Below are 25,588 nucleotides of genomic sequence, written 5' to 3' on the forward strand. Positions count from 1 at the left end.
ATCACTGGGCAGGTTACCAAGGGTACTTGGCGTTTCAACCAGACCTCCCCGGGTAAGAACGCAATCTTTCCCTCCACCTATCTGCTTCATTTACTGCATGCGACCTTCGGCAGAAAGGGCTTTGCCTTGTTCAGCAGACTCACCCAATCGCACATAGCCTTGTATGAAGTTCGTGTTCCTCAGACCGGAGGTTTGCCGCCCGCTTCCTTCAGATTCCACGTCGCCGTGGACACCCTTGCGCTTGGCTAACGGTTACTTCTGCCTTCACCGTTCGGGACTTGCACCCTATAGATTACGCCCATGCCGGGCACACTGAAAAAAGGCTGATCCATTTCGGATCAGCCTTTCGCATGTAGACAAAAGAATGTTTAGGCTTGAGAGATGAATGAACATCCAACCAGACGTGCTAGATCCTCCGTTTCAGCCGGACGCGTTCCGCGGGCTCGCGCCGAACTAACTCGGAACTGGCGTCCCGAGTGGATTTCGGCACTTCGCTGTCCCGCTGGAGTCGCCGGCTTCCACTCCGGATCCTGAACATGAAGGCTATCTAAAGGCGTCGCTTTTCCTCTTGAGCTATCTGTTTAAGCTTCAATCGGATGAGCATTCTCTTTCGAATCAAAGAGAGACGCCCCAACCGGTCCGGCCACGGAGACTCCTGTGGGAGCAGCTCAGGTCGAAGGCCCCGCAGGAGCATGGTCTTCAGCGACGAGGAGACTGAGGCCGAGCCCACGGAAAGCGAAGTGGCCGGGCCGGTCAGGTTTATGCATGTGCATTCATTTCATTTAAACTTTGTTTACAGTCTGAAGGCTGATCCATTTGCGGATCAGCCTTTTCCATTTCCTCTTATAATTTTGCATCCGCCAGCATATTGGCGTAGATGCCGCCGCTGTCGATCAGTTTTTGCTGGGTACCGAATTCCACAAGTTCCCCCATTTCCATGACCAGCACAAGATCAGCTTGCCGTACTGTATTCAAACGGTGGGCAATGACAAAGCTGGTCCGTCCGGCCATGAGCCGTTCGAGTGCTTCCTGGATTTTCAGTTCGGTCACGGTATCGATGCTGCTTGTCGCTTCGTCGAGCAGCAGGATGACCGGATCGGCCACTAATGCCCGGGCAATCGATAATAATTGCTTTTGGCCTTGGCTGATCATCGATCCGTCCCCTTTCAGGACTGTATCGTAGCCATCCGGCAGTTTGGCGATAAAATCATGGGCATTCGCTTTTTGGGCGGCTTCGATGATTTCCTCATCCGTCGCATCCAAGCGGCCGTAGCGGATGTTTTCCCGAACAGTCGCCTCAAACAGAAACGGATCCTGCAGCACAAAAGCAATCTGTTTGCGGAGCGTTTCGCGCGGCATGTCGGCAATCGGCGTGCCATCCAGGCGAATTTCCCCTTCGTTGGCGTCATAGAAGCGGGCAAGCAATTGCATGATGGTGGTTTTTCCGGCGCCTGTAGCCCCGACAAGGGCCGCTGTCTGGCCAATTCCGACGTTAAAGCTGACATTGCGGATCGTCCAGTCTTCCTCTGCCCCTTCATACTTGAACGAGACATCATCAAATTCGACAAAGCCCTGCAGTTCTTTGTCAGCATTCTGGACTTCATCGTCTTTTTCTTCGGTTTCTCCCATGATGGAGAACACGCGCTCCGCTCCTGCAATCGCTGAAAGTACGGTATTAAATTGGTTAGCCAAGTCATTGAGCGGACGCGTGAACTGGCGTGCATATTCCGTGAAAATGACAATGACGCCGATGGATATGTCTCCGTTCAAAGCCAAAAGCCCGCCGGCTCCTGCCACAATCGCGAAGCTGCCGTTGTTCAAAAAGTTCATGACTTTCGGGATAAATCCGGAATACGTCCATGCCCAGAATCCGGTTCTCTGAAGGCGCTCACTTTTAACCAAAAACTCCTCCATGACACGCGGTTCCTGGGAGAAGGCTTTGATAATTTTCTGACCGGAAATGCTTTCTTCGATCAATCCGTTCAATTCACCGATGGCTTGCTGCTGTTCCTTGTATAAACGTCCGGTTCTTTTCGTAATCCACTGCATGGCAATAAACATCAGCGGAATGATGATCAATGTCAGCAACGTCAATAACGGGCTCAGTATCAGCATGACAATCATCGTTCCCGTCAGCGTCAAGACGCTTGAGAACACTTGGATAAACGAACTGTTCAATGTCGTTGAAACGTTCTCGATGTCATTGGTCATCCGGCTCATCAACTCGCCGTGCTGGCGCTTATCGAAGAATGATACCGGCAGCCGCTGCAAATGCTTGAACAGCCCGGTACGCATCCGGTATATCACTTGTTGGGCAATTCCGATCATCCAATAGTTCTGCAAGTACATCGTCAAAGAGTAGCCGATATAAACAAGGATGAGCCAAAGCACAATCGGACCCATTCCTACAAAGGTTTGGGGCACGATATAGCGGTCAATGATATAACCGATCAAATAGGGGCCCAGTAAAGCCAGCGCCGAACTGATAAACACCATAACCAGCACGGTGACCAGCAGCATGCGGTGTTCATCGACCAGTCTCCAGATCCGCAGCAAAGTGGACTTCCAGTTTTCTGCCCGCTCTTGTTTTTTGGGCGCATCTTTCGCTAAATCTTCTTTTTTTATAACCGGTTCATAGCCAAAAGGCCGCCGAATGGCATCAAACATATTCATCCACCTCTTCCTCTTGCTGCGAAAGCGCTATTTGCCGGTAGAGCTCCGACGTTTTCATCAGCTGTTGGTGTGTGCCGTACGCTGAAATCCGGCCTTCTTCCATCAACAAAATGCGGTCCGCTTTTAAAGCCGTCCGTATTTTCTGGGTCACCACAAGCATCGTGGCATTTTCGCGTTCAAGCTCTTGCCATAAAGCCGCTTCTGTTTTCACATCGAGCGCACTTGTGCTGTCGTCCAGAATCAGAATCGACGGCTTTCGAACTAGCGCCCGGGCAATGGACAGGCGCTGCTTTTGGCCGCCTGACAAGTTAACGCCTTTTTGGCCGACACGGGTTCCATAGCCCTTTGGAAACCGCTCCACTGTTCCGTGGATTTGGGCTTTCAACGCTGCCCCAGCCAGTTCTTCCTGTTTTGCCTGTTCTTTGCCCCAGGACAAATTATCGGAGATCGTTCCGGTGAAGAGAAGAGACTGCTGTGGAACGACGCCGATCGTTTTCCGGAGCGCTCGCAGCGACCAGCTTTTCACATCACGGCCATGGATATAGACGGTTCCTTCCGTCGCATCGTAGAAGCGGGGAATCAGCTGCAGCAGCGAAGATTTGCCGGAACCGGTTGCTCCCATGATCGCCAGTTTTTCATTGGGTTTCATTTTAAACGAGATGTTTTTCAGCACCGGGCTTTCTGCCCCAGGGTAAGCGAATGAGACATTTTCAAATACCACTTCCCCCTGGCGGATTGCCTGTTCTTCGCCCGCCTCTTCTTTTTCGCGGACGTCGTCAGCCACCAGCACTTCTTCGATCCGTTCGGAAGAAGCTTTCGCCCGGGCATATGCCATGATAATAAATGAAAACATCGAAAAAGCACCGGTCATGCGCATAGCGTAATTGATAATGGCGACCAGTTCCCCAATTTGGGCGCCGCCCTGCCGAATTTCCGAAGCGCCGAACCAAATAACTGCCAATAATGAAAGGTTCATGCCGAGCAGCAGAATCGGCAAAATGATTTCCATGACGCGGAGCGCTTTGACCGTATCCATCTTCAACGACCCGGCTACTTCTGAGAAACGGCCAGATTCGTATTTCCCCCGTAAATACGCCTTAATTAAGCGCACCGCCTGCAAATTTTCCTGAATCATCCGATTTAAGCGGTCAAGCCGCAACTGGACAAAGCTGAAGTGAGACACGCCTTTTTTGACCATAATGTATAAGAAAATTAATAAGACCGGAAAAACAATTACCAAATAAAGCGCCAGCTTGGCGTTCACCACAAGCGCCATAACCATGCTGCCGACGACGAGCAGCGGAGCACGGAGCATGATGCGCAGCCCCATGAACAGCACTTGCTGCACCATTGTGACATCACTCGTTAAACGTGTGATCAAGCCGGATGCCGGAAACTTGTTGAATGTGGCGAGCGAAAAAGACTGGATGCGGCCATAAACCGCTTTGCGCAAATCAAAAGAAAAACTTTGCGACACGTGGGCCGCATAATAGGAATTAATGATTCCAGCGACAAAAGCAATTCCCGACATGGCTACCAATGCAATTCCATATTGGATGATCCGTTCCTGGCTGCCGGCAAGAATTCCGTCATCAATAATTTTCGAGATGACGAGCGGCTGAAACAGCTCCACCGTCAGTTCCAGAAGCATAAAAAATAATGCAATTATAATAAGCCCTTTATATGGCTTGGCGTAAGAAAAGACAGTTTTCACCTGGAAAAACCCCCTAAGAATTTCGAAACACGAATCTTTTATGTTGACTATTATGCCACAATTCTCTGACAACAGACAGTTTTATTTCCTGAAAAAAAGAAAAAAGCAGCACCTTAAGAGGAGCTGCTTTCGGAATATCCTGCTTTCTTTTTCTTCAGTTTTATATTGCCGGCCAAAGACAGCCACGTAACGAACACCAGCATGATCAATGCACCGCTAAGTTGCGGAGGCGCCAACAATTGCTGGAACCAAAAAACAGAAATGACCATGGCCGTCAATGGTTCAACAGAAGAAAGAATGCTCGTTTCCACCGGTGAGATAAAGCGCATGCTGCTCAGGAACAACACAAACGCCACCGTCCCGATGACAATGATGGCAAGCATTGCCCAAATGGCACGGACATCCTGGAACTTCGTCCATTCTGAAGAAAGGAATACCGGCTTGACCAGCCCCATAAAGGCACCGCCAAAAAGCATCGACCAGCCGACTACGAGCATAACTCCCCATTCCTGCATTAACCGTGCCGGGTACAAGGTATAAAACATAAAAGTCAGTCCCACAAGAATGCCCCAAAACAAAGCTTCTCCGCTGATCGCCAGTTTATCCAAAGAGCCGTTCGTCAGCAATAGAAACAAGCCGAGCAAAGTTCCTGCCATGCCGGTAATCTGGTAGGCCGGCGGAAATTTTTTCTGGCGCAGCGAGACAAACAGAATAATGTAAACCGGCGCCAGAAATTGGAGCAGGGTCGCGACGACCGCATCACTCGCATCAATTGCCGAGACAAAAGTATATTGAGCGCCAAGCATGCCGAAGACTGCGAAAATCAACAGCGGACGGACCCAGATTTTGCCTTTAAAAATAGATGTGACGTGTACTCCTTTTAATTTCAAAAAGCCAAGCAGCAGCAAGCCGGCAAATATCAGGCGAACTGTCGATAAAAACTCCGGAGAAAATCCGAAGGTACTGAGCGACCATTGCATCAACGGCCCTGTCGCTCCCCAAAATATCGCCCCGCTTATAATCATGGCAATCCCTTTGACACGGTCCATCGAACCTCTCCTTTCATCAAAAAATATTGGCGTTTATTTGATTAGTTCCATTCCTTTAAAAAGCTGTATTCAACATTAAACCGCCATAAACCGTCCCTACAAATACAAGCCCGAACAGAAGAGACAGCCAAGGCGGCAATTGCTTTTTATACCCCAGCACCATCAGCCCCAGGCACATCAGCCCGATGGCTATCAGCAAAGCGCCATTCAAAGAAAAAGCCAACGCACCGTCTATTGGTACGTATTGCGGCCCTTTCAGCAATTCAACGAAAGGCGCCATTCCTTCCGAACGGAAAGTGTCATTGATGTCATGGGGCGGTGCTTGCTTGCTCATGAAAGCAGTCGACGCAAAGACCAGCAAAATCAACAAGAATTCAACCTGCAGCCACGTCCGTTCATAGAGGCCTTTTTTATTCAAAAATCCATTGATCAAGGCTGCGGCCAGCACCGGAACAATCGCCAGATGTTTCAGCAGCAGCATCTGACCATAAGGCAATACCCACGACTTTGCGTAATCCGTGGGATTTACAAAGAACAGCATAATGACGATGCCGCTGATAAACAAGGCAGCTAAACAGGCTATGGCGAACGGAGTAAACCAGGCAGTGAATGGTTTCCAATTTGAGCCGTCATGCGCCAGCCAGGCTATATGCAGCAGGACACCGATCCAAAGCGACATGGAAAGAAAATGAATAGAATGGCTAAAAAAACCTGCCCATAAATTCAATGTGGAAACGTGGCTGAAAAAGCCGACAATCAAAACCAGGCTGGCTGTATAGTAAGCGCGCATATGCGCTGAGCCGCTATAAAAAACCGTCAAGCCCAGCAAAATGCAAAAAAGCAATGTGAGAACCCAGCCATTTCCGATGCGAAAATCCATCAAAACCCGGAAAAACGTGCTGAACACGCCTTGGCCGTTATTTAAAAACACGACCAATTCGATGACAGGCGCCAAAGAAAACAGCGCAATGCCCGCAACACTTATCAGCTGCAATTTTCTGGAATCCTGAATTCGCGGTTTGCGGTCCGCCGGAACAAAGCCTAGAACAATGGAACCAATCATATAGGAAAACGCCAGATACAACAAGACATCCGAGAGCGCTGTAAAAAAAATCATGCTTTTTTCTTAAGCAGCTTGTATAAACTAAAACCTATTAGCACAGCTGCCGCAATAAGAAGGACGGTGGACAATAGACCGCTGCCCGCCTCGCTGCTTTCAACGGATTCATTCGCTTCGGGGCTTTCTGCTTGTTCGTTTGCTGCCGGCTCTTCTTCAGGCATTTCACTTTCAGCAGACTCTTCTTCGGCAGTCTCCTCTTCAGCAACCTCTTCTGCTTTTATGCCAAACGGCACTTGTCCTTCAATCGGATGGCCATCTTCCCCAATGATTTTCCAGACAATGATGTACTGGCCATTCGGAAGTTCTTCAGTAAGCGATCCCGTCATAACGTTTTCGCTTATAGAAATATTTTCCACCTCATAATTTTGTTCAGCGCCTTCCAAAACCATGGAACTTCCTTCTTCAATAACGGTGCCAAAAACCAGTTCAATTTCTTTCGGCTGCACTTGCAGCACTTCGCCTTCCGCTGGTGTAGAAGATGTTAATGTCGTATGTGCTTGTGCAGAAAGTGGTGTTGCTATCATCAGAAATAGCAATAAAGTGATAATTTTATTCATTTTTTATTCCCTCTTCTTTCATTTCTCTCATTATTTTCTTTTTTTCTTCCACCATTCTCTCACGGCTGATAAAATAAGCATAGTGAATATATGTAAAATTTTATTTACAATATTTTGAAAAGGATGACTATATTCCTTTTCTTCTTTATAATGGAAATAAAGAGAAAATTCCGTTGGTAAATTTCTCTTTATTCAACTGACTGTGAAATGGACCAACCTGGCCTTTTGCGGTCGTAGGCTCTCCTGTTTCAAGAAGCGGAGCATTGCCCGCTGAAGCGGGATAAACTATGGAAAAGGAGCGTTATGGAATGAGTGAATTGCAAGACCTACTATCGAATAATCTCGTTTTCAACCACATCCCTTTTCCCATTATCATCATGGACAAAGACGGGCTTGTTGTATGGTGCAACCGCCATGCGGAACGTGTTTTCCAAGTCGAATCCAGTTCCATTAAAGGGCAACTTTATCCTTATATGAACCCTGAAAAAGCTGCACTTTATAAACATTCTTGGGAAACGATTTTACATAGCAAAGAACCTGTCCGGTTTGAAGACGTGGAAGTTGGTTTAGGCACCGGCGGGCATACATATACGACAATCGTCACAAAAGCGTTTGCCGCAGACGGCGAACAGTTTATCATGTCTATTTTTGAAGTGGATGAAGCGGATGAAGAAGGCTCAGCAAGCAGAGAATTGAACAGCTTGCGAAACGGACTGGACGACTCGTTCATGCTTTTGTATTTTGATGAAGACTTCCTGATTACGTATGCCAATCCCCTGTTTTTGAAATTAAGCAAATGGACACCGAAACGCATTCTCGGCAAACCGATCTGGCAAATGTTCGGCGAAGCCGGAGAAGATGTCCATTTTGTTGAAACACTGACCGCAACGCTGAAAAACGGCAAGGTCTGGAATGGGCAAGCCAAGAAACTGAAAAAAGACGGCGACGTCTATTGGGTGGATTTAACCGCCATTCCCATGCAAGTCAAAGGCGATGACACCTATTACATTTTCCTGGAGAAAGACATTACAGCTTCCAAAAATGCGCAACACCACCTCGAAGCCATCGCTTTCATCGATCCCATTACGGGCCTCGAAAATCGGCATCGTCTGGAACAGGTGGTCAATGAATTCATTGAAGAACGCAAGCACTTCTCTTTTGTATACATGGATATTGACCGTTTCTACACATTGCAGGATGTATCGGATACCGATACGGAAAACGAACTTCTTGTTGAATTCACGAAACGTTTGCGGATGTATTTCTCTGACTCGATCATTACCCGCGCAGGGCTGCATGAATTTGCCTTGGTGACGCCGCTCAGCAATTGGTTTATCGAAGGATTCCTTCACTATTTGCAGCAGCATCCCATCTATATGCACGGCACCGCAATTCCGTTGACCGTCAGCGGAGCCATTACACGGTATCCGGAAGACCAGCAATCGTTTGTCCATTTGATCAAAGCTTCGCATGCGACAATCAAAAAAGTGAAAGAACGCGGGGGCAGCGCCATTTCCGCCCTGACTTCCGATGACCACGAACGCCTTAACCGCACTTCCCTTATTGAACGGCGCCTGATCCATGCACTGGACCGCCGCAACCTGCGCCTGCTTTACCAGCCTCAAGTCAATTTGAGCACCGGCAAAGTGGAAGGCGTGGAAGCGCTCGTGCGATGGGAAGACTCGGAAATCGGCATTGTGACGCCGGATGAACTGATTCCTATCGCTGAAGAAAGCGGCATGATCCATGAAATCGGCAGATTCGTTCTTGAAACAGTCTGCGCTCAGCAGAAAGAATGGAAATCACGCGGCATCAATTTGAACGTCAGCATCAACTCTTCAATCCGGGAATTCCGGGATAAGGACATGGCCAAAGTTTTTCTGGAACAGCTTGCACTGAACGAAGGAGTCGCAAACTCGCTGACAATTGAAATCACCGAGAAATTCGCTTTGGAAGCAGAAGCGGAACAATCCATCATCAAACAGATGAAACAGCTGCACCAAGCCGGCATTTCTTTCTCGCTAGATGATTTTGGCACCGGTTATGCGTCGTTCCGTTATATGCTCTTGCTGCCTATCTCCAGTTTAAAAATCGACCGTGACATCATTCAGTCCATTACCAAGCAGGAAAAAATGCAGAAAATGATTAAAGGCATGATCCAATTCGGCAAGAGCTTGGATTTCCAGGTAACCGCCGAAGGCGTTGAAACCAATGAACAGCTTGAATTGCTTCGCGCAATGGATTGCGATATCATTCAAGGCTATATTTCCGGGCGCCCGATGGAAGCCCACGATCTGGAAAAATGGTTGAACTAATTAAAAAATCGGTATGGCCCTGGCATTAATCTGGGGTCATACCGATTTTTCGTTGTATCCGCTTTGCTTGCTGCTTAAAAACCGCTTGCATCAGCACTTCTGCAAAGACAAGCCCCATCGCAACAGCCCCTGAAATCATCAAGGCTTCGGAAGCGAATTTAATGGCCTCCAAATAATTGTTTTCCACAATATTGCGCATGGCATTGTACGCTTTGCTTCCCGGAACGAGCGGAATGATGCCGGCAACACTGAAAATGATCATTGGCATGCGAAACTTTTTCGCCAATAAATGGGCCACAAGCGCAACGCCGAACGCACCCGCAAAAGTCGCCTGGACAGGATCGCCCAGCAAAAGCTCGTAACTCCGGTAAATCAGCCAGCCGGTCATGCCGACCAGCCCACAGCTGATTAAGGTGCGATGCGGTGTATTGAAAATCACGCCAAAGGCGCCAGCCGCCAGAAAACTAAGAAACGCCTCTAATGGCCAATTCATTCCATCTCCTCCTAAAATGATAATACGAGCGCGATGCCGCCCCCGATGGCAAATGCCGTCAAGAATGCTTCGGCCCCTTTTGACAACCCGGAAACAAAATGACCGGCCATCAAATCACGCACAGCATTGGTAATGAGCAGACCCGGGACCAGCGGCATGATCGATCCGATGATGATGGTATCCCGGTCGATGCCAAATCCGGAATAGACAGCTAATATGGCCAATATCCCGATTGCCAAAGACCCGATAAATTCTGCAAAAAACTTCACCCGGGTTCTTTCCAAAATCGTCTCCACGATAATAAATCCCGTACCTCCAAAAACAAACGCAAACGGCAAATCGTTCCAGCTGCCGCCAAGCAAAATCAAGAAACAGCCGCTTGCCGTGGCAGCTGCCAGGACTTGCAGCCACATGTTAAATTTATAATTGGTTTGATCGATTTCCTCTAATTCCTCATACGCTTGCTGAAGCGTCAACTCTTGTGCAACCAGTTTCCTTGAAACTGCATTGACCAGCGCTACCCGCTCCAAATCGGTCTGGCGTGCGTTGATGCGGACAAAACGAGTTGGGAGTTCGTCGCTCGGTGAAAACATAATGCCGGTCGGCGTCACAAAACAATGGGAATTCGTCATTTTTTGGGAAACGGCCATCCGGATCATCGTATCCTCCACGCGATACGTTTCCGCTCCATTTTCCATCAATATTTTACCTGCTAGCAAAAAACAATCCAGGGCAAGCTCGCGCCTTGTTTCTCCAGTTTGAACCACTTGCTTTCCCCCTTAACTTTTATCCCGTTGTAACGGACAATCAGCGAAAGATGTGTGATCCTTCACTGATTGATTTCATTTTATTCCTCATGATAGCGTATTTCGCCAAAAAATTAAACGCCCCCAAGTTACAGGGGCGTTTGATTCTACGAAATTATAGCATACTTTCAGCTTTACGGTTTCAAGACGACTTTCGTGCAGTCATCTGTGTGGTCATTGAAGATTTGGTAAGCGTCGCTCGCTTTTTCGAGCGGCATGATGTGTGAAATGATTTCGCGCGGGTCAAACTCGCCGTTTTCGATTTTTTCATAAAGCATCGGCATCAAATGAATCACCGGTGCCTGGCCCATTTTCATCGTCACATTGCGCTCAAAAATATTGCCAAGCGGGAATTGATTGTATTTTAGTCCATAAACCCCTGTCAATTGAATGACACCGAATTTGCTGACAGCGTCTTTCGCAATATCGATTGCACTTAATGTTCCGCCTTGCAGCATCAATTTCTGCTGGATCGCTTCAGCTGCAGATTTCTTGCCGTCCATTCCGACACAGTCGATGACAACTTGTGCGCCGCCGCTTGTGATTTCGTGGATGAACGCACCCATATTATCGTGCTGTGTGAAATCGAATACTTCTACATTGTTCATCTTTTTCGCCAGTTCCATGCGGTAAGGAATTTCATCGACCGCAATGACGCGTTTAGCGCCTTTCATCCAAGCAAACTTCTGGGTCATCAAGCCGATTGGCCCACATCCTAAAACGACAACGGTGTCGCCTTGCTTCACCCCTGCGTTCTCAACACTCCACCAAGCGGTCGGGAGTACATCCGATAAAAACAATACCGATTCATCTTCAAGTTCCGATGATTCCGGAATAACGAAAGGCATAAAATTCCCATAAGGTACGCGCAAATATTCCGCTTGTCCGCCCGAATAGTCCCCGTAGCGCTCTGTAAAGCCAAAGTATCCGCCAGTATCGAAATGAGGATTGCCGTTTGAATTATCGCATTGGCTTTCCATGTCATGGCTGCAATAGAAGCAATGTCCGCAACTTACGTTGAACGGCAGCACGATGCGGTCGCCTTTTTTCACCTTGGTCACTTCAGGCCCTACTTCTTCTACGATTCCCATTGGTTCATGTCCGATTACATAATCTTTTCTTGCAGGCAATGCTCCTTGATAAATATGCAAATCAGATCCACAAATTGCTGTCGATGTGATTTTGACGATAATATCATCTTTTTTCTCGATTTCCGGATCTTTCACATTTTTCACTTGCATATCTTTTACGCCTTGAAAAGTTACTGCTTTCATCCATATCCCTCCGTTTTTTTCAGAATACTTTTCTTCTTCCCTTTTTCTGCTAATGGAAAACGTCAAAAAAACAGGCGAAAAGTTTCTTCGCCTGTTTTCCGCTTAATAGCTTAAGGTATTCAATAAACCAAAGGTATCGCTATCGTAACTTTTCACTTCGCTGTTCGCTACAGTAAACAAGGTATCACCGATGGAAAGGATGCGCTGGACACTGGTTTCCCAGTCTTCATACGGCATATCAGCTTTCGCCATCAAATTAGCCGCTTCGCTGATGCCTTCCGGTGTGATGGTATAGACCATTGCTCCTTGTGCTTCAAAGTTAACATCGCCCCCGGCCGCTTCTTCATACATCGTCACCGGGAAGCCAAACAAATCCGATTCCGGATGGACGAATAAGGCTTTGTGGTCGTATTGCAACGGCGAATAAGTGCCGCGGCCGCCGATGATTTCCGTATCTTTCTCCTGAGGATTGGCGAAATCACTGACATCAAACAAGGAGATTTTCATGCCCCCTGTAACGACCATCGGCTCTCCGTCTTTGACAGGTTCTAGCTTGGTGTCGGAGCCAAATCCGATCAAGTGATTTTCATCCAGCGGATGCAGGTAATTGGAGAAGCCAGGTATTTTCAATTCGCCCAGGACTTTTGGAGAAGACGGAACAGAAACATCAATAACGAATAAGGGATCCGTTTCTTTGAACGTCACCATATACGCCGTATCTCCGATAAAGCGGGCGGAATAGACTCGCTCCCCTTTAGCGAGGTCTTCTACAGACCCTACTTGCTTCATGCCGCTGTCAAGGATGAACAAATGGTTTTTGGAAGGGGCGGCTTCGTCCCATGCTATGCCTTCGGTCGTTACGACCCGGAAATGCCCGCGGTACTCATCCATTGAAAATTGGTTGAGCAGCGTTCCGGTTACTTCACTTGATGCCTGGAACTGGACATCCGTCCCATTGAGCATGAACTTGAAGATTTCTGTATTGGCAAATTGCGGCATCCAAATGGCCATGCTGGCGTCGCCTTCTACGTTTTGTTCATCAATCGGCATATAATGAGACGCCGTTAAATACAACGATTCTTCCGTCATATACAGCTGCTCGCTGCCGCCTAAAAAACCTTTTGTTGAAACGGCATTTTGTTCAGGCTGCGACAAGTCGATAGCCGTTATGATGCTGTAGCTGCCTTCCATCGACCCCGGCAAGATGGAAATATTCTCAAAAGCCATTGGCTGAAGCTCACCATCCCCTTCCGAATCATAGGTATGCGGCCGCAATTCGCCATTATCCTGCTCTTCAATGGCCCAGAAATCGGGATACACATTGGTGACATAATACAAAATATTGTTTGTCAGTCGTGCATTATTCAAATTGCCTTCTGTCCCGAATTCACGGAGTTCCTGCGGTGCTGCCGGGTCCGCGATATCATAAAGATAAACGGAAACCAGGCCGATTTGCGATTGATAATTTGGGATGGTGCCTTCAAACGGAATGGCTGTGTAACGGCTGCCTATTACAACCAGTGTATCGCCTGATATAAACAGCTGCTGCGGATACATCTCCTGTTCGAATTTGATTTCGCTTGCGATGCTCATGGCTTTCGGATTGCGCACATCCGTAATGAGAACCCGGGAATCGCTGATTGAGTAGATGTATGAGCCGTCCGTTTTCACTAAATCGGCTTCGTCCACTCCTTCTACTTGGTTATTGGTCGTTGAATGTTCGCCGCCGCTTTCTGTTCCTCCGCTGGTGGCACTGCTGTCGGCGGACTCTTCCGTAACGCCGCCTTCGTTGTTAAACATGCCAGGCTGTTCGTTATTTTTCTGCAGTTCCAGCAACTGCGCAAAATAAGCTTTTAATTCTTCTTCGCTCGCCAGCGTTTTAATTTCTTCCTGGACGCTGAATGCCACTTCCTTAATATCCAGCGACTTTAAAAAATCTCTCTGCAACGCCGACTTTTTGATATGAAGTGTGTAATTGCCGATTGGAATTTGGGGAATCTCAATCGATTTGCCGTTTGGATGAAGTGCCATCTCGACTTCAACCGGTTCCCCGCTTTCATCCGTCAAGTACAAATCTCCTCGTTCGATGGCTTCCGGATCGAGCGCTGAAGAAAAGTTTGCCCGCCATCCTTGTTCCGCTAAGGCAACGGAAGAAGCATTTACCGATACCTTATCGTTCATCCATACAAACGACAACGCAATAGCCGCAATGGCTGCTGCAACCAATAGCCAAATACTCCTTTTCTTCATAGTCGCCTCCGCCTTTCAAACCGCTCTTTTCCCATTAGACAGGAAATACCGGAAAAAGTTACAGAATTCCTTCGAAATTTTTCAGGCTCGATTGGAAGGTCTGGAAAAACACATCAGGAGCATGCACTGTTTTTCCGCCGCCTTGTGCCAACTGAGCATTGCCGCCGCCTTTTCCATCGGTCAGCTGAAGAAGTTCCTGCAAGACATTTTTCATATTGCCTTCCGCTTCTTCGCCTTTCGCACAAACAAAACGGATGCTTTCGTCTTCAGTGATCAAAAACAACAGCGCTGCTGCAGGATGATTGGCAATCGTTAAGCGCGCCAATTGCTGCACTTCTTTTACCGGCCGGCCGGAAAACACTTGCTGGATGATCCCGCTGCCGCTCTCCGGCTGAATCATCTGTGCTTCTGCTTCGAGCAATTTAGTCCGCAATTCTTTCATTTCCTTGTCCTGATCCGCTTTTTCGCGCAGCAGTGCATCTGCCGCTGCCGGCAAATCAGCCAGCGGGGCGTTGAGTTTTTGCACCAATTCATTGGTTTGATCGAGCAGCAAATTGAAGTGGGCCATCGCCCGGTTTCCGCATAAGAAATACAAACGGATGCCGCCTTTCGCTTTTTCTGTTCCGATGATCTTGATCATTCCGATGTCTGCTGTATTTTTGGGATGGGTGCCGCCGCACGCATTCAAATCGACTCCATCAATTTTCACGAGCCGGATATCTCCCGTTACCGCCGGCGGCTTTCTTAATGCCATCGTTTGCGCTTGGCTCTCCGAAATCCATTGTGTCGAAATCGGCAGGTGTTTCTGGATAATTTCATTCGCAGTCTGTTCTGCTTGCTCCAGCTGGATATTGGAAATCTGCGGCGCATTCAAATCGATCGATACCCGCTCTTCCCCTAAATGGAAACTGGCCGTCTTCAGCTGATGATGATCGTCCAAAACAGCACTTAAAACATGTTGTCCGGCATGCTGCTGCATATGGTCCCAGCGGCGATTCCAATCAATTTCCGCTTTAAAGCTCCCTGCTGGCAGCGGATCCGCCGTGTAATGCCGGATCTCATCTTCAACGCTCTGCACATCCAATACCCGGACTTCGCCAATGTAGCCGGTATCGGACGGCTGCCCGCCTCCTTCCGCATAAAAACAAGTTTGATCCAAAATGGCATAAGTTCCGTTCTCGTCTTCGCCGCTTGCAACGATGCTGGCCATTGTTTCCGAGAGTTCCGAATCCTCGTAATAAAGTTTTGATGTCATAATAACAACCCTCTTTCTTTTTGAATAGCTCCCTCTCTTTAGTTTACAGGGAATGGATTAGTGGAAAATAAGAAATGAAAAAAGAATTAATCAGTGGAACGTTTTTCCACCTGATTATCCTTTGGTGCAGCGAAGCCTTGCTGGAAATAGAAGGCGTTTTCTGCCCTGTACGTTACGTTAACTACTAGGAGGGTTTACGCATGCCGAGATTTGAACGTTCGGTTTTATTGTATAACGGCGCAGCAGGTGCGTCTACGAGTGAGACAGTCCTTCCTTTGGCTGTTCCGGCTTTGGCCAGAGCTTCCAAAAAGCTGGAACTGGTTCAAACCCATTCAAAAGAGGAATTTGAAGAAGCTTGCAAAAACGCGGCAGATTCAGCAGATGTTCTCTTTGTAGCTGGAGGAGACGGGACCGTCCATACCGCTGTCCAAGTACTGTCCAGCCTGGAAAAAGCTCCGATTCTTGGTATTCTTCCGAGCGGAACATGCAATGATTTTGCCCGTACGCTTACCATTCCGATGGCGCTTGATGCAGCCGCAGAAGAACTGATTGAGGGCGAAGTGAAAGAAATTGATTCCGCCCGGATCAACGATCACTCGTTCTTGAATTTTGCCGGCATCGGGCTGATTGCCGACGCATCATTGAACATCGATCCGGACTTGAAAGATCGCTACGGCAAACTGAGTTATTTCATGAGTGCCCTTCAAACCATGCGGCAATCTGAAAACTTTTCCATTTTCATGGAAATCGATGGCGTGCATTATACGGAAGAAGGCGCCGCTGTGCTGATTATGAACGGCAAATCGATCGGCACCCATACATTCCCGCTCAGTACCATCGATCCGGCCGATGGCTTGCTTGATATATTCATCATCCAGACGCCGTCTATCGCCGCCATCCGCGAGTGGTTTTCACTGTCACAGCCGGATGTTTCCCCTGAAGAACTCGACCACATCACCCATCACCAGGGGAAGCATATTGTCATCCGGACGGAAAACGAAATGGACGTGGACACGGACGGGGAAATTTACTTGAAAACACCGGTCACGATTGAAATTCAGCCGAAGAAATTGGAGATGCTCGTTCCTAGAACGCCGGAAGAGACTGCCATTTCATAAAAGGCACAGGAAAAAGGGCTGTCCAATAAGTCGAGTAATAGACTTATTGGACAGCCCCTTGCTTCTAAAAAAGGATGTGGTAATACTATTGCTCCTGTTTCTGCATCGCTTCGCTAGCTTCGAAACATAAAAGAGCGTTGCATCGCTGCGCTAGCTTCGTCGCAAAGGAGTTGTCCCAAATTATTTTTGGGACAACTCCTTTCCTATTCTTCGAATGGCCACTTCGGCAGCATCCGGTTCAGTTTTTTGTCTTCCCGTTTGCCGAGCACGTATTCGGCCTGCATAATAGTGTGGATTTCCCGGGTGCCTTCATAAATGACCGGCGCTTTGGAATTCCGGAGAAAGCGGGCAACCGGATATTCATCGGAATAGCCGTATGCACCATGAATCTGAACGGCGTCGTCTGCCGCTTTGTTGGCAAAATCGCAGGCTTGCCATTTAGCCATTGATGTTTCACGCGTATTGCGCAGGCCTTTGTTTTTCATTTCACCGGCACGGTAGACGAGCAGCCGGCTCATTTGGAATCCGGCTTCCATGTTCGCAATCATTTGCTGGACCAGCTGATGTTCGCCGATCGATTTCCCGAAAGTCGAACGTGAATGGCAATACTTCACGCTTTCCTCCAGGCACGCCATGATTAATCCGCAAGCCCCTGCTGCAACGGTAAATCGCCCGTTATCAAGCGAGGCCATGGCAATCTTAAACCCTTCCCCTTCTTCGCCGAGCCGGTTTTCCGCCGGAATCCGCACATCGTCGAAAAACAATTCGCCGGTATTGCCGGAACGTATGCCGTATTTGCCTTTGATTGCTTTGGAAGAAAAGCCTTCCCGCGTCCGTTCGACGATAAAAGCACTGATGCCATTATGTTTTTTCGCTTTGTCGGTATAGGCAAACACGATAAAATGGTCGGCCACATCGCATAAGGAAATCCACGTCTTCTGTCCGTTCAGTATATAGTCATCGCCGTCCCGCACAGCCGTTGTGGAGAGGGCCGCTACGTCCGAGCCGGCGCCTGGTTCTGTCAAACCGAAAGCCCCTATTTTTTCTCCCTTAGCCTGCGGTACGAGGAATTGCTCCTTTTGCTGATCGCTTCCCCACTGCAAAAGCGTCATGGAATTTAGGCCTGTATGGACAGATACCGCTGTGCGGAATGCGGTATCTCCCCTCTCCAATTCTTCACATACAATGGCTAGCGCATTGTAATCCATTCCGCTGCCGCCGTATTTTTCCGGAATACAGACGCCCATTAGGCCAAGGTCGGCTAGCCGTTTCCAAAGACCCTGATCAAATCCGCCGGTTGCATCCCACTCGGCGATATGCGGCAGAATTTCATCGTCCACAAATTGGCGGACAGTTTTTCGGAGCAATTGCTGTTCCTGTGAAAATTCGAAATCCATTCCTTTTTCCCCCTTTTATCTTTCAGCTTTGATAAGCAGAACGGTGAATCGTTTCGTGGATTTCGACCCCGCGTTTTGCCATTTCTTTCATGTACTCATCACCCTTTACAATGAGCTCCGGCGGAATGGCTCCCCGTTTATCGATGACGCCGCTGCCGATCATTTGCGCCACAACCGAAATCGTGTACGCCGTTGCGCGCGCCATGGCCGTCACCCCAGTTTCGGCGTCTTTGACAGTCACCATATTGTATTCGTACGTCAGCTCCTCTTCATCTTCTATTCCTGAAACCTGGACACGGAGCACTACGGCATCCTGTTTATCGCCGAGTTCAGTAATTGGAGCCAATACTTCGCGCAGCACATCCCGCGGCTTGACGGATACGCCATTGACCATCACCGTTTTTTCCCGGTCGGTGAAACCCAGTTCCACCAGAATCCGAAATTTTTCTGCATGCCCTTTATAGCGCAAGGTTTTATATTCCAGGGTTTCAATATGATTGAATGTGTCAATTAATGTCGACGTGCCGCCGGAAGTATGGAACGCTTCCAGCTCTCCGAACCCTTCAAATTCCACCGATTCAATTTCGGATAAGGAAGCGACTTCTTTCACTTCTCCTCCCCGGATGACATGCGATGGATCTGTATAATGATCAAAAACCCCTTCAAGCGAGAATACATGATTGTATTCAAGCGGCGGTTCAGGTTCTACCGGTATGCCGCCGACAAACAGCTTCATTTCCCGTACTTCGTCGAGTTTTGCGGCACCATGCCCTGCTAGAATATTGATCATTCCAGGCGCTACTCCAAGATCGGGAATCAGCGTAACGCCTTTTTTCTCTGCTTCTTCGTGCAATGCCAGAACGGCGTCCGTCGCCCCTCCGATATGGCCGCCCAAATCGACGTAATGGACGCCGCAGGAAAGAGCGGTTTTAGCCGCTTTTTCATTGAATGTGTAAAACAAGGCATTGATTACGACATCGCCTTTCGAAATGACAGCCGCCAGTTCCAGGTCGTCGTTGGCATCCAGATAAAGCACTTCCAGCTTGTCGCTTTCGACATACTCTTTAAAAAGTTCCGCTTGCGCAATATTCATATCAGCTAAATATACCTTTTCCACATTGCTGCTTGCGACTAGATCACCTGCCGCTTGCTTGCCCATCAATCCCGCTCCCAATACAACCACTTTCATTTCTATCTCCCCTTCCTGTTCAAATGTCATTATCAATTTGGGCACGCTGCAGTTTCCCGCTGAAATCCACATAAACGCTCTTCCATTCCGTGAAGACATCCAGTGCGGCCACTCCTGAATCCCGGTGGCCATTGCCTGTCCCTTTCGTCCCTCCGAACGGCAAATGAATTTCTGCGCCAGTCGTACCTGCATTAATGTAGACGATGCCGGTATCCAGATCCCGCTGCGCTTTGAATACACGGTTTACATCGGCAGTATAAATCGAACTCGATAAGCCATAAATTACGCTGTTATTGACTTCGATCGCTTCTTCAAAACTGCCGACTTCAATGATTGAAATGACCGGGCCAAAAATTTCTTCCTGGGCAATCCGCATCTCCGGAGCAACATCTGTGAATATGGTAGGCGCGTAATAATGCCCTTTGTCATGCGGAGCTTCTTCAAGGATTTTGCCGCCGGTAAGCAAAGCGGCTCCTTCTTCCTTGCCGATGCCAATATAGGAATGGATTTTTTCCAATGCGCCTTTGTTGATGACCGGTCCGACTTTCACCGATTCGTCCAAACCGTCGCCAATTGTCAAAGCCGAAGTTTTTTCCAGCAATAAGTTCTGCAAGGCCTCTTTCACATCTTTATGGACGATGACCCGGCTGCAGGCTGTGCAGCGCTGTCCGGCAGTGCCGAAAGCACTCCACAAAATCCCTTCAACCGCCAGTTCCAGGTTTGCATCTTCCATGACGATGACGGCATTCTTCCCTCCCATTTCAAGTGAGACTTTTTTCAGATTCCGACCGCCGGCTTCCGCCACTTTCCGTCCGGTTTCCGTAGAACCGGTGAACGAAATGACTTTAACGTCAGGATGTTCGATCATGGCCGTTCCCACTTCGGAGCCCGAACCGAATACGATGTTCGCAACACCAGGAGGCAATCCGGCCTCTTCGAATATTTTCGCCATTTCATAGGCCATCATCGGCGTCTCGGTCGCGGGTTTCCAGATGAAGGCATTGCCTGCCACAATCGCGGGAAACGACTTCCATGTCGCAATCGCCACTGGAAAGTTCCAAGGGGTGATCAGCCCAACTACGCCAATGGGTGAACGCACACTCATCGCAAACTTATCGGCAAGTTCCGACGGCGTCGTTTCACCAAACAAGCGACGGCCTTCCCCCGCCATGTAATAAGCCATATCAATTCCTTCCTGCACTTCCCCCCGCGCTTCTTCGATCACTTTCCCCATTTCTTTCGTCAATACTTGTGCCAGCTCTTCTTTCTTTTGCTTCATCAAGCGCCCAATTTCATATAAATAGTCCGCCCGCTTAGGAGCTGGAACTTTGGCCCATTTTTTCTGTGCTGCTTTCGCTGCCAGAACAGCTTCATCGACTTCTTTCGCTGTCGATAACGGAACTTGTGCCAATTCTTCGCCGTTCGCCGGATTCAGCACCGCCGTAAATTTTGCATCCGGATTGTCGCGCCACTGGCCATTCACATAATTCATCAATTTCATTCCATTTCCCCCTTTAGCATCATTACTGAAAACGCTTTCATTTTCATTATTTCATACTCTTCAAGAAATCTCCAGGAGTTGTTAGAAATATCTGTCTTTTATCTTTATTCTTCGTGTGAGCGAAAGTACCCTTTTTATTTTTGCTGACAGCCTCTCTAATTGTGAATAAGGTGCTATTTCGTGTTAAATCGCTGCTATCTATTGACACTGACGGTGCGTCATAGTCTAATCAATAATGAAGAGGTGATTTACTTGTATAAAGTACAGGAAGTGGCAAAGATTGCAGGAGTCAGTGTCCGAACACTCCATCATTACGACAGCGTCGGTTTGCTGAAACCGTCCAACATCGGATCTAACCGATATCGTTACTACAGCGACGAAGACTTGAAATTGCTTCAGCATATTTTGTTCTTCAAAGAATTGGGCTTTTCGTTGAAGAAGATCCAGGAAATTGTGGCAGAAGGATTTGATCCGAAGTTCGCTTTGGTTCAGCATGCTGAACTCTTGGAAAAGAAAAAAGCGCGCATGGAAAAACTGATTCAAAATGCGGAACGGACCAAACGGGAACTTGAAGGTTTGGAAACCCTATCCAATAGCGAGCGTTTCGAAGCGTTTTCCGCTAAGAAATCAGATGACACGATTGAAAAGTATAAATCAGCAGAGATGCCGGAAGCTCCAGGTCATTCAACAGACGCTGAACATGCAGCGCAAATTGACGATTTGGAAATGGCAGCGGCCGCAACGCCTGTTGAGGAAATTACGGTGGAAGAAATTGTTCTGGATTCACAGGACTCGCCAGCGGTTGAAGAGCTTCAGGATTATGGAAGCACGCCTTCCGTTGAAGAGCCGCAGGCGGAAAAAGAAGAAGAGGATTTAGAAGAAATCAACCGTGAAGGCAACCGGATTTATACTGCCGTAGCGTCATTGATGCACCTTTCCCCGGATGCTCCGCAAGTGCAGACTGAAATGAAAGCTTACTACATATTATTGAACCGCTTTTATGATTGCACGCCTAAAATGTTCCGGGGGCTTGCTGACTTGTATGCAGCGGACAGCCGCTTTGCCAACAACATCGACCAGCATGGCAAAGGCTTGTCAAAATATTTAAAAGAAGCGATGTACATCCACGCGGAAGGCATGCAGCAGCATGCGTGAACTGATTGGCCCTTGCAGCAACTGCGGGAAAGACATTTATTGCCGTGACGGATTTTTAGACGGGGTTTATGTTGAAGGGAAACTGCTGTGCTTTGACTGTACGGCTGAACTGAAAGAACAGGAAGAACAAACGCAAAAGTAAATCTTTTGCGTTTTTTTCTTGCTTAAATTTATCCGCAATAAAATTCTTTTTCCTGGCTGGCTTTCTAAACGGCTCGGAATTGTATAAAATGAACTATCAAAAAGAAATGAGTGAATGCAGCATGCCACTACAGCGCAGAATATTTTTATACGGAGCTTTGTTTATCTCTGCTGTCATGGTGCTGGCTGGAATCTCTTTTTACTACACGATTTCCGAAGCGATTGAAGAACAAGTCGGACAGCGTGCACTGGACATTGCCGGCACGACAGCAGACCGTGAAGACGTAAAAATCGCTTTTAAAGAGGCAGATCCCACTTCCTCCCTTCAGCCGATTGCCGAGGAAATCCGGCTACAGACCGGCGCAGAATATGTTGTCATTGGAAATACGGAGGGCATACGGTATACCCATCCAGTGGAAGAGCGCATCGGAAAAAAGATGGTCGGTGATGACAATGAACGTGCCCTCTCATCCGGATTATCCTATGTTTCAGAAGCTACCGGTTCCCTTGGGCCGGCGCTCCGGGGGAAAGCGCCTATAGTTGATGAAGACGGCACGATTGTCGGCATTATTTCAGTCGGTTTTCTAAAAAAGAATATGACTTCCACTTTTCTTGAATACGCCGATTCAATTGTCGGCATTGTGCTGATTGCCATTGTGTTCGGCGCTCTCGGCTCAATGGTTCTGGCCCGAAACATCAAAAAAACCTTATTTGGCTTAGAACCGGTTGAAATTGCCAATTTATATACACAACGGAACGCTTTGATTGAATCGGTCCGAGAAGGCATTATTATGGTGGACCATAACGGCAAGATTACGATGGTAAATAGCTCCGCTTATGAAGTGCTGTCTTTTCCAAAAGGGAAAAATCTGATCGGCGAGCCGATTGAAAAGATTGTTCCGAATACCCAGCTGCTGCAAGTATTGCAGACAGGTGAATCGCAGTTGGACAGGCCTGCAACGATCCGCGGTAAAAAGACAATCATTAATCGCATCCCTATTCGCCAAGGCCAGACAATCATTGGGGCGGTCTCTAGTTTCCGGCTTCAATCGGACATTGAAGGGCTTCGAAACGAAGTATCTCAAGTACGCCAGTATGCAGATGCTTTGCGTGCACAAACCCATGAGCACCAAAATTTGCTGTACACATTGTCCGGCCTGATTCAGCTTAATTCTCTTGAAGAAGCTATGGAGCTGATTCATGACGAATCTGAAGAACAGCAGTCGCTGGTGCGCTTTGTGACCGAGCGATTGCAGGATCCTTTTTTGGGTGGAATCGTAATCGGCTTATTCAACCGCGCGCGTGAACTGAAAGTAAGACTGATTCTGGATGAAGAAAGTTGGTTGAAACAGCTTCCTCCTCATTTTGAGAAAGGTTTATTTGTCTCAATTTTAGGCAACTTGGTCACCAATGCATTTGAAGCAGTGGAACACCTTCCCGAAGACAGACGAATTGTCCGGCTTCTGTTAACAGACAACGGCAGCGAAATTCTGATCGAAGTGGAGGATTCAGGAAAAGGTCTGGATTCCGGAATACTATCTGCCCTTTTCAAAAAACGCATATCTACGAAAAACGGTAAAGACCGAGGCTATGGATTAGTCAAAGTGCATGAAAACGTGCAGGAACTGCAAGGAGAAATCGCGATGGAAAGCGGTGATCTTGGAGGGGCTTTGTTTATAATTTCGATAAAAATCGGAGGGAATAGCATTGATTGAAGTACTGATTATTGAAGACGATAAACGCATCGCTGATATTCATAAACGATTTATTAAGAAAATCGATGGCTTTCAAGTTGTCGGATCTGCCTATAACGGAAGCGAAGCAAAAGATTGGATCCAAGTGCTGCGTCCTCATTTAATCTTGCTGGATGTTTACTTGCCCGATATGAAAGGGACTGAGCTGATTCCGTATATTCAGCAGGAAAGCCCAGAATCCGATGTTATTTTCATTACAGCGGCATCAGAAACCAATGTTGTAAAAAAAGCTTTGCGGAGTGGAGTTTCGGACTATATATTGAAGCCGTTAACATTTGACCGTTTCAAGGACAGCCTGCTGATGTATCAGGAAAAACGGCGTTCGTTAGAAACAGATGGCAAGCTTGATGAAGAATCAATCCATCTATTATGGAATAAGAGCCGGCCGGTTTTCTCGGAGCCATTGGTGACACCAAAGGGCATTGACCCGAACACCATGTTCCGAATCAAAGAAAAATTGTCCACTGCTTTAAACGGCATTACCGCTGAAGAAATGGGTTCGGTTTGCGGAATGAGCCGTTCGACGGCCCGGCGCTACCTGGAGCATTTAGTAGCCGAGCAATCCGCCAAAGCAGAGCTGCTTTACGGAACCATCGGCAGGCCGGAGAGGCGGTACTTCCCCCGCCCGTGAACATTATGAACAATATTGAGTTTATGGACAGTATCCCCCTTATGCCCATAAACATTGAATTGAATAAAAGTTCTGATAAATTAAAGGCAGCAGATGAAAGCGCTGTCTTTTTTATTATTTTAAAAGGGGATGAAGTATATGTTGAAAAAGTTGATTTCTGTGTCACTTGCTGGTGTATTGGCTGTTGGCCTTGCTGCCTGTTCTTCAGAAGAAAGCACTAACGCAAGCGGAGATGCAAATTATCCTGAACGCGGAATGACCATCGTAGCTCCTTCGGGTGCTGGAGGCGGCTGGGACTTGACCGCCCGTTCCATCGCTAAGACAATGAACGCGACTAAACTGATTGAAGAGCCAATCACAGTGGAAAATAAACCAGGCGGCGGCGGAGCCGTTTACATGGCGGAATACGCAACAAAAGAAGTCGACAACGATTACATGATGCTTGTAAAATCCCCGCCGATCCTGATTAATAACAATAAAGCGGAAGGCAACAGCCCATACGGCTATAAAGATACAACGCCGCTTGCGCAGTTGACCCGCGATTACGGAGCGATCGTCGTTAAGGCGGATTCAAAATTCCAAACCTTGACAGATGTCCTTGATGCCATTAAAAAAGATGCTACGGGTGTTACATTGGCCGGTGGTTCTGCTCCTGGATCGATGGACCACTTAGTAGGCATCCTGCCTGCTTTTGAATATGGAATCGACCCTAAATCAGTCAAGTACGTTTCTTATGACGGCGGCGGTGAAGCTGTAGCTGCTCTTCTTGGAGGCAACGCGGATGTGATTGCGACCGATGCATCCACTATTGCAGAATATGTGAAATCGGGCGATGTCCGGGTGCTTGCCGTGAGTTCACCTGAACGGCTTGAAGGAGAATTAAGCGAAGTGCCAACATTTATGGAAGAAGGAATCGATGCTGAGTTTACGATCTGGCGCGGGATTTTCGGACCTAAGAACATGACGGATGGGGCGAAAGAATACTGGTCAACCAAATTAGAAGAAATGTCCAACTCGGACGAGTGGAAAAAAGAGCTGGAGAAAAACGGCTGGCAAAGTGAATACAAAAACAGCGAAGACTTTGAAACATACTTGAAAACTCAAGAAGAAGTGATTGTTGAATTACTGACAGCCCTCAATATGCAAAAATAATGTGGAAGCGGCTTCGGCCGCTTTCTTACTTTAAAAGGAGTGAA

Annotated in this window: 21 protein-coding genes; 8 read left to right on the top strand and 13 right to left on the bottom strand. The window is 47.8% G+C overall.

All coding sequences use genetic code 11. The annotated features are described in order from the left end of the window. A partial coding sequence (locus tag BLQ32_RS19935) for a hypothetical protein (protein ID WP_074508621.1) occupies window positions 1-249 on the top strand: 249 nt, incomplete at its 5' end. A gap of 594 nt (window positions 250-843) precedes the next feature. Here BLQ32_RS19935 and BLQ32_RS00010 read toward each other — a convergent pair. The 5 genes from BLQ32_RS00010 to BLQ32_RS00030 form a co-directional block, all read right to left on the bottom strand. Next, window positions 844-2,667 carry an ABC transporter ATP-binding protein gene (locus BLQ32_RS00010; protein ID WP_139150494.1) on the bottom strand — a complete coding sequence of 608 codons (1,824 nt, stop codon included), beginning with the start codon at window positions 2,665-2,667 and terminating at the stop codon, window positions 844-846. Beyond that, window positions 2,660-4,387, bottom strand: a complete 1,728-nt coding sequence (locus BLQ32_RS00015) for an ABC transporter ATP-binding protein (RefSeq protein ID WP_074508623.1) — start codon at window positions 4,385-4,387, stop codon at window positions 2,660-2,662. Before BLQ32_RS00015 ends, BLQ32_RS00010 begins: the two co-directional genes overlap by 8 nt. Window positions 4,388-4,500: 113 nt before the next feature. Next, window positions 4,501-5,436, bottom strand: coding sequence for a DMT family transporter (locus BLQ32_RS00020; RefSeq protein WP_074508624.1), 936 nt, complete (start codon window positions 5,434-5,436; stop codon window positions 4,501-4,503). Between the two features lie 55 nt (window positions 5,437-5,491). Continuing rightward, complete coding sequence (locus tag BLQ32_RS00025; protein ID WP_074508625.1) at window positions 5,492-6,553, bottom strand: copper resistance D family protein; 1,062 nt, start codon at window positions 6,551-6,553, stop codon at window positions 5,492-5,494. Continuing rightward, window positions 6,550-7,113, bottom strand: coding sequence for a copper resistance CopC family protein (locus tag BLQ32_RS00030; protein ID WP_074508626.1), 564 nt, complete (start codon window positions 7,111-7,113; stop codon window positions 6,550-6,552). The genes BLQ32_RS00025 and BLQ32_RS00030 overlap by 4 nt, the downstream gene beginning before the upstream one ends. 308 nt (window positions 7,114-7,421) lie before the next feature. Here BLQ32_RS00030 and BLQ32_RS00035 point away from each other — a divergent pair, with 308 nt between their 5' ends. After that, window positions 7,422-9,428: a bifunctional diguanylate cyclase/phosphodiesterase gene (locus BLQ32_RS00035; RefSeq protein ID WP_074508627.1), complete on the top strand. Its 2,007-nt coding sequence runs from the start codon at window positions 7,422-7,424 to the stop codon at window positions 9,426-9,428. A 25-nt stretch (window positions 9,429-9,453) separates the two neighbouring features. On the opposite strand, the gene BLQ32_RS00040 is transcribed toward BLQ32_RS00035, so the two are convergent. The 5 genes from BLQ32_RS00040 to BLQ32_RS00060 form a co-directional block, all read right to left on the bottom strand. Further along, window positions 9,454-9,921 carry a threonine/serine exporter family protein gene (locus BLQ32_RS00040; RefSeq protein WP_036803056.1) on the bottom strand — a complete coding sequence of 156 codons (468 nt, stop codon included), beginning with the start codon at window positions 9,919-9,921 and terminating at the stop codon, window positions 9,454-9,456. A gap of 11 nt (window positions 9,922-9,932) precedes the next feature. Further along, window positions 9,933-10,688, bottom strand: a complete 756-nt coding sequence (locus BLQ32_RS00045) for a threonine/serine exporter family protein (RefSeq protein WP_074508628.1) — start codon at window positions 10,686-10,688, stop codon at window positions 9,933-9,935. A 173-nt stretch (window positions 10,689-10,861) separates the two neighbouring features. Beyond that, on the bottom strand, window positions 10,862-12,001 hold the full coding sequence (locus tag BLQ32_RS00050) for a zinc-dependent alcohol dehydrogenase (protein WP_036803061.1): 1,140 nt from the start codon (window positions 11,999-12,001) through the stop codon (window positions 10,862-10,864). A gap of 102 nt (window positions 12,002-12,103) precedes the next feature. Further along, window positions 12,104-14,251, bottom strand: coding sequence for a beta-propeller domain-containing protein (locus BLQ32_RS00055; protein ID WP_074508629.1), 2,148 nt, complete (start codon window positions 14,249-14,251; stop codon window positions 12,104-12,106). Window positions 14,252-14,309: 58 nt separating this feature from the next. Continuing rightward, window positions 14,310-15,506: an alanyl-tRNA editing protein gene (locus tag BLQ32_RS00060; RefSeq protein ID WP_074508630.1), complete on the bottom strand. Its 1,197-nt coding sequence runs from the start codon at window positions 15,504-15,506 to the stop codon at window positions 14,310-14,312. Between the two features lie 200 nt (window positions 15,507-15,706). Between BLQ32_RS00060 and BLQ32_RS00065 the strand changes: the two genes are divergently transcribed. Continuing rightward, on the top strand, window positions 15,707-16,624 hold the full coding sequence (locus BLQ32_RS00065; RefSeq protein WP_036803067.1) for a diacylglycerol/lipid kinase family protein: 918 nt from the start codon (window positions 15,707-15,709) through the stop codon (window positions 16,622-16,624). A 203-nt stretch (window positions 16,625-16,827) separates the two neighbouring features. On the opposite strand, the gene BLQ32_RS00070 is transcribed toward BLQ32_RS00065, so the two are convergent. From BLQ32_RS00070 to BLQ32_RS00080, 3 genes are read right to left on the bottom strand one after another with little or no spacing between them, the layout of a single operon-like run. Further along, window positions 16,828-18,021 carry an acyl-CoA dehydrogenase family protein gene (locus BLQ32_RS00070; protein WP_036803069.1) on the bottom strand — a complete coding sequence of 398 codons (1,194 nt, stop codon included), beginning with the start codon at window positions 18,019-18,021 and terminating at the stop codon, window positions 16,828-16,830. Between the two features lie 22 nt (window positions 18,022-18,043). Beyond that, window positions 18,044-19,210, bottom strand: coding sequence for a saccharopine dehydrogenase family protein (locus BLQ32_RS00075; protein WP_074508631.1), 1,167 nt, complete (start codon window positions 19,208-19,210; stop codon window positions 18,044-18,046). A 19-nt stretch (window positions 19,211-19,229) separates the two neighbouring features. Next, the gene (locus BLQ32_RS00080) at window positions 19,230-20,711 is read right to left on the bottom strand and encodes an aldehyde dehydrogenase family protein (protein ID WP_074508632.1); all 1,482 of its coding nucleotides are present in this window, start codon (window positions 20,709-20,711) and stop codon (window positions 19,230-19,232) included. 252 nt (window positions 20,712-20,963) lie between these two features. Between BLQ32_RS00080 and BLQ32_RS00085 the strand changes: the two genes are divergently transcribed. The 5 genes from BLQ32_RS00085 to BLQ32_RS00100 all read left to right on the top strand — a co-directional run bounded on the left by BLQ32_RS00085 (window position 20,964) and on the right by BLQ32_RS00100 (window position 25,544). Then, a complete protein-coding gene (locus BLQ32_RS00085; RefSeq protein WP_074508633.1) occupies window positions 20,964-21,866 on the top strand; it encodes a MerR family transcriptional regulator in 903 nt (300 codons plus the stop codon). Next, on the top strand, window positions 21,859-22,008 hold the full coding sequence (locus BLQ32_RS19745) for a hypothetical protein (protein ID WP_175557046.1): 150 nt from the start codon (window positions 21,859-21,861) through the stop codon (window positions 22,006-22,008). The genes BLQ32_RS00085 and BLQ32_RS19745 overlap by 8 nt, the downstream gene beginning before the upstream one ends. An 88-nt stretch (window positions 22,009-22,096) precedes the next feature. Continuing rightward, window positions 22,097-23,722: an ATP-binding protein gene (locus tag BLQ32_RS00090; protein ID WP_244890295.1), complete on the top strand. Its 1,626-nt coding sequence runs from the start codon at window positions 22,097-22,099 to the stop codon at window positions 23,720-23,722. Continuing rightward, window positions 23,715-24,392, top strand: a complete 678-nt coding sequence (locus BLQ32_RS00095; RefSeq protein ID WP_425312128.1) for a response regulator — start codon at window positions 23,715-23,717, stop codon at window positions 24,390-24,392. The genes BLQ32_RS00090 and BLQ32_RS00095 overlap by 8 nt, the downstream gene beginning before the upstream one ends. A 138-nt stretch (window positions 24,393-24,530) precedes the next feature. Beyond that, on the top strand, window positions 24,531-25,544 hold the full coding sequence (locus BLQ32_RS00100; protein ID WP_074508635.1) for a Bug family tripartite tricarboxylate transporter substrate binding protein: 1,014 nt from the start codon (window positions 24,531-24,533) through the stop codon (window positions 25,542-25,544). The last annotated feature ends 44 nt before the right edge of the window (window positions 25,545-25,588 follow it).

Source organism: Planococcus glaciei (assembly GCF_900099655.1).
GTDB classification, from domain to species: domain Bacteria; phylum Bacillota; class Bacilli; order Bacillales_A; family Planococcaceae; genus Planococcus; species Planococcus glaciei.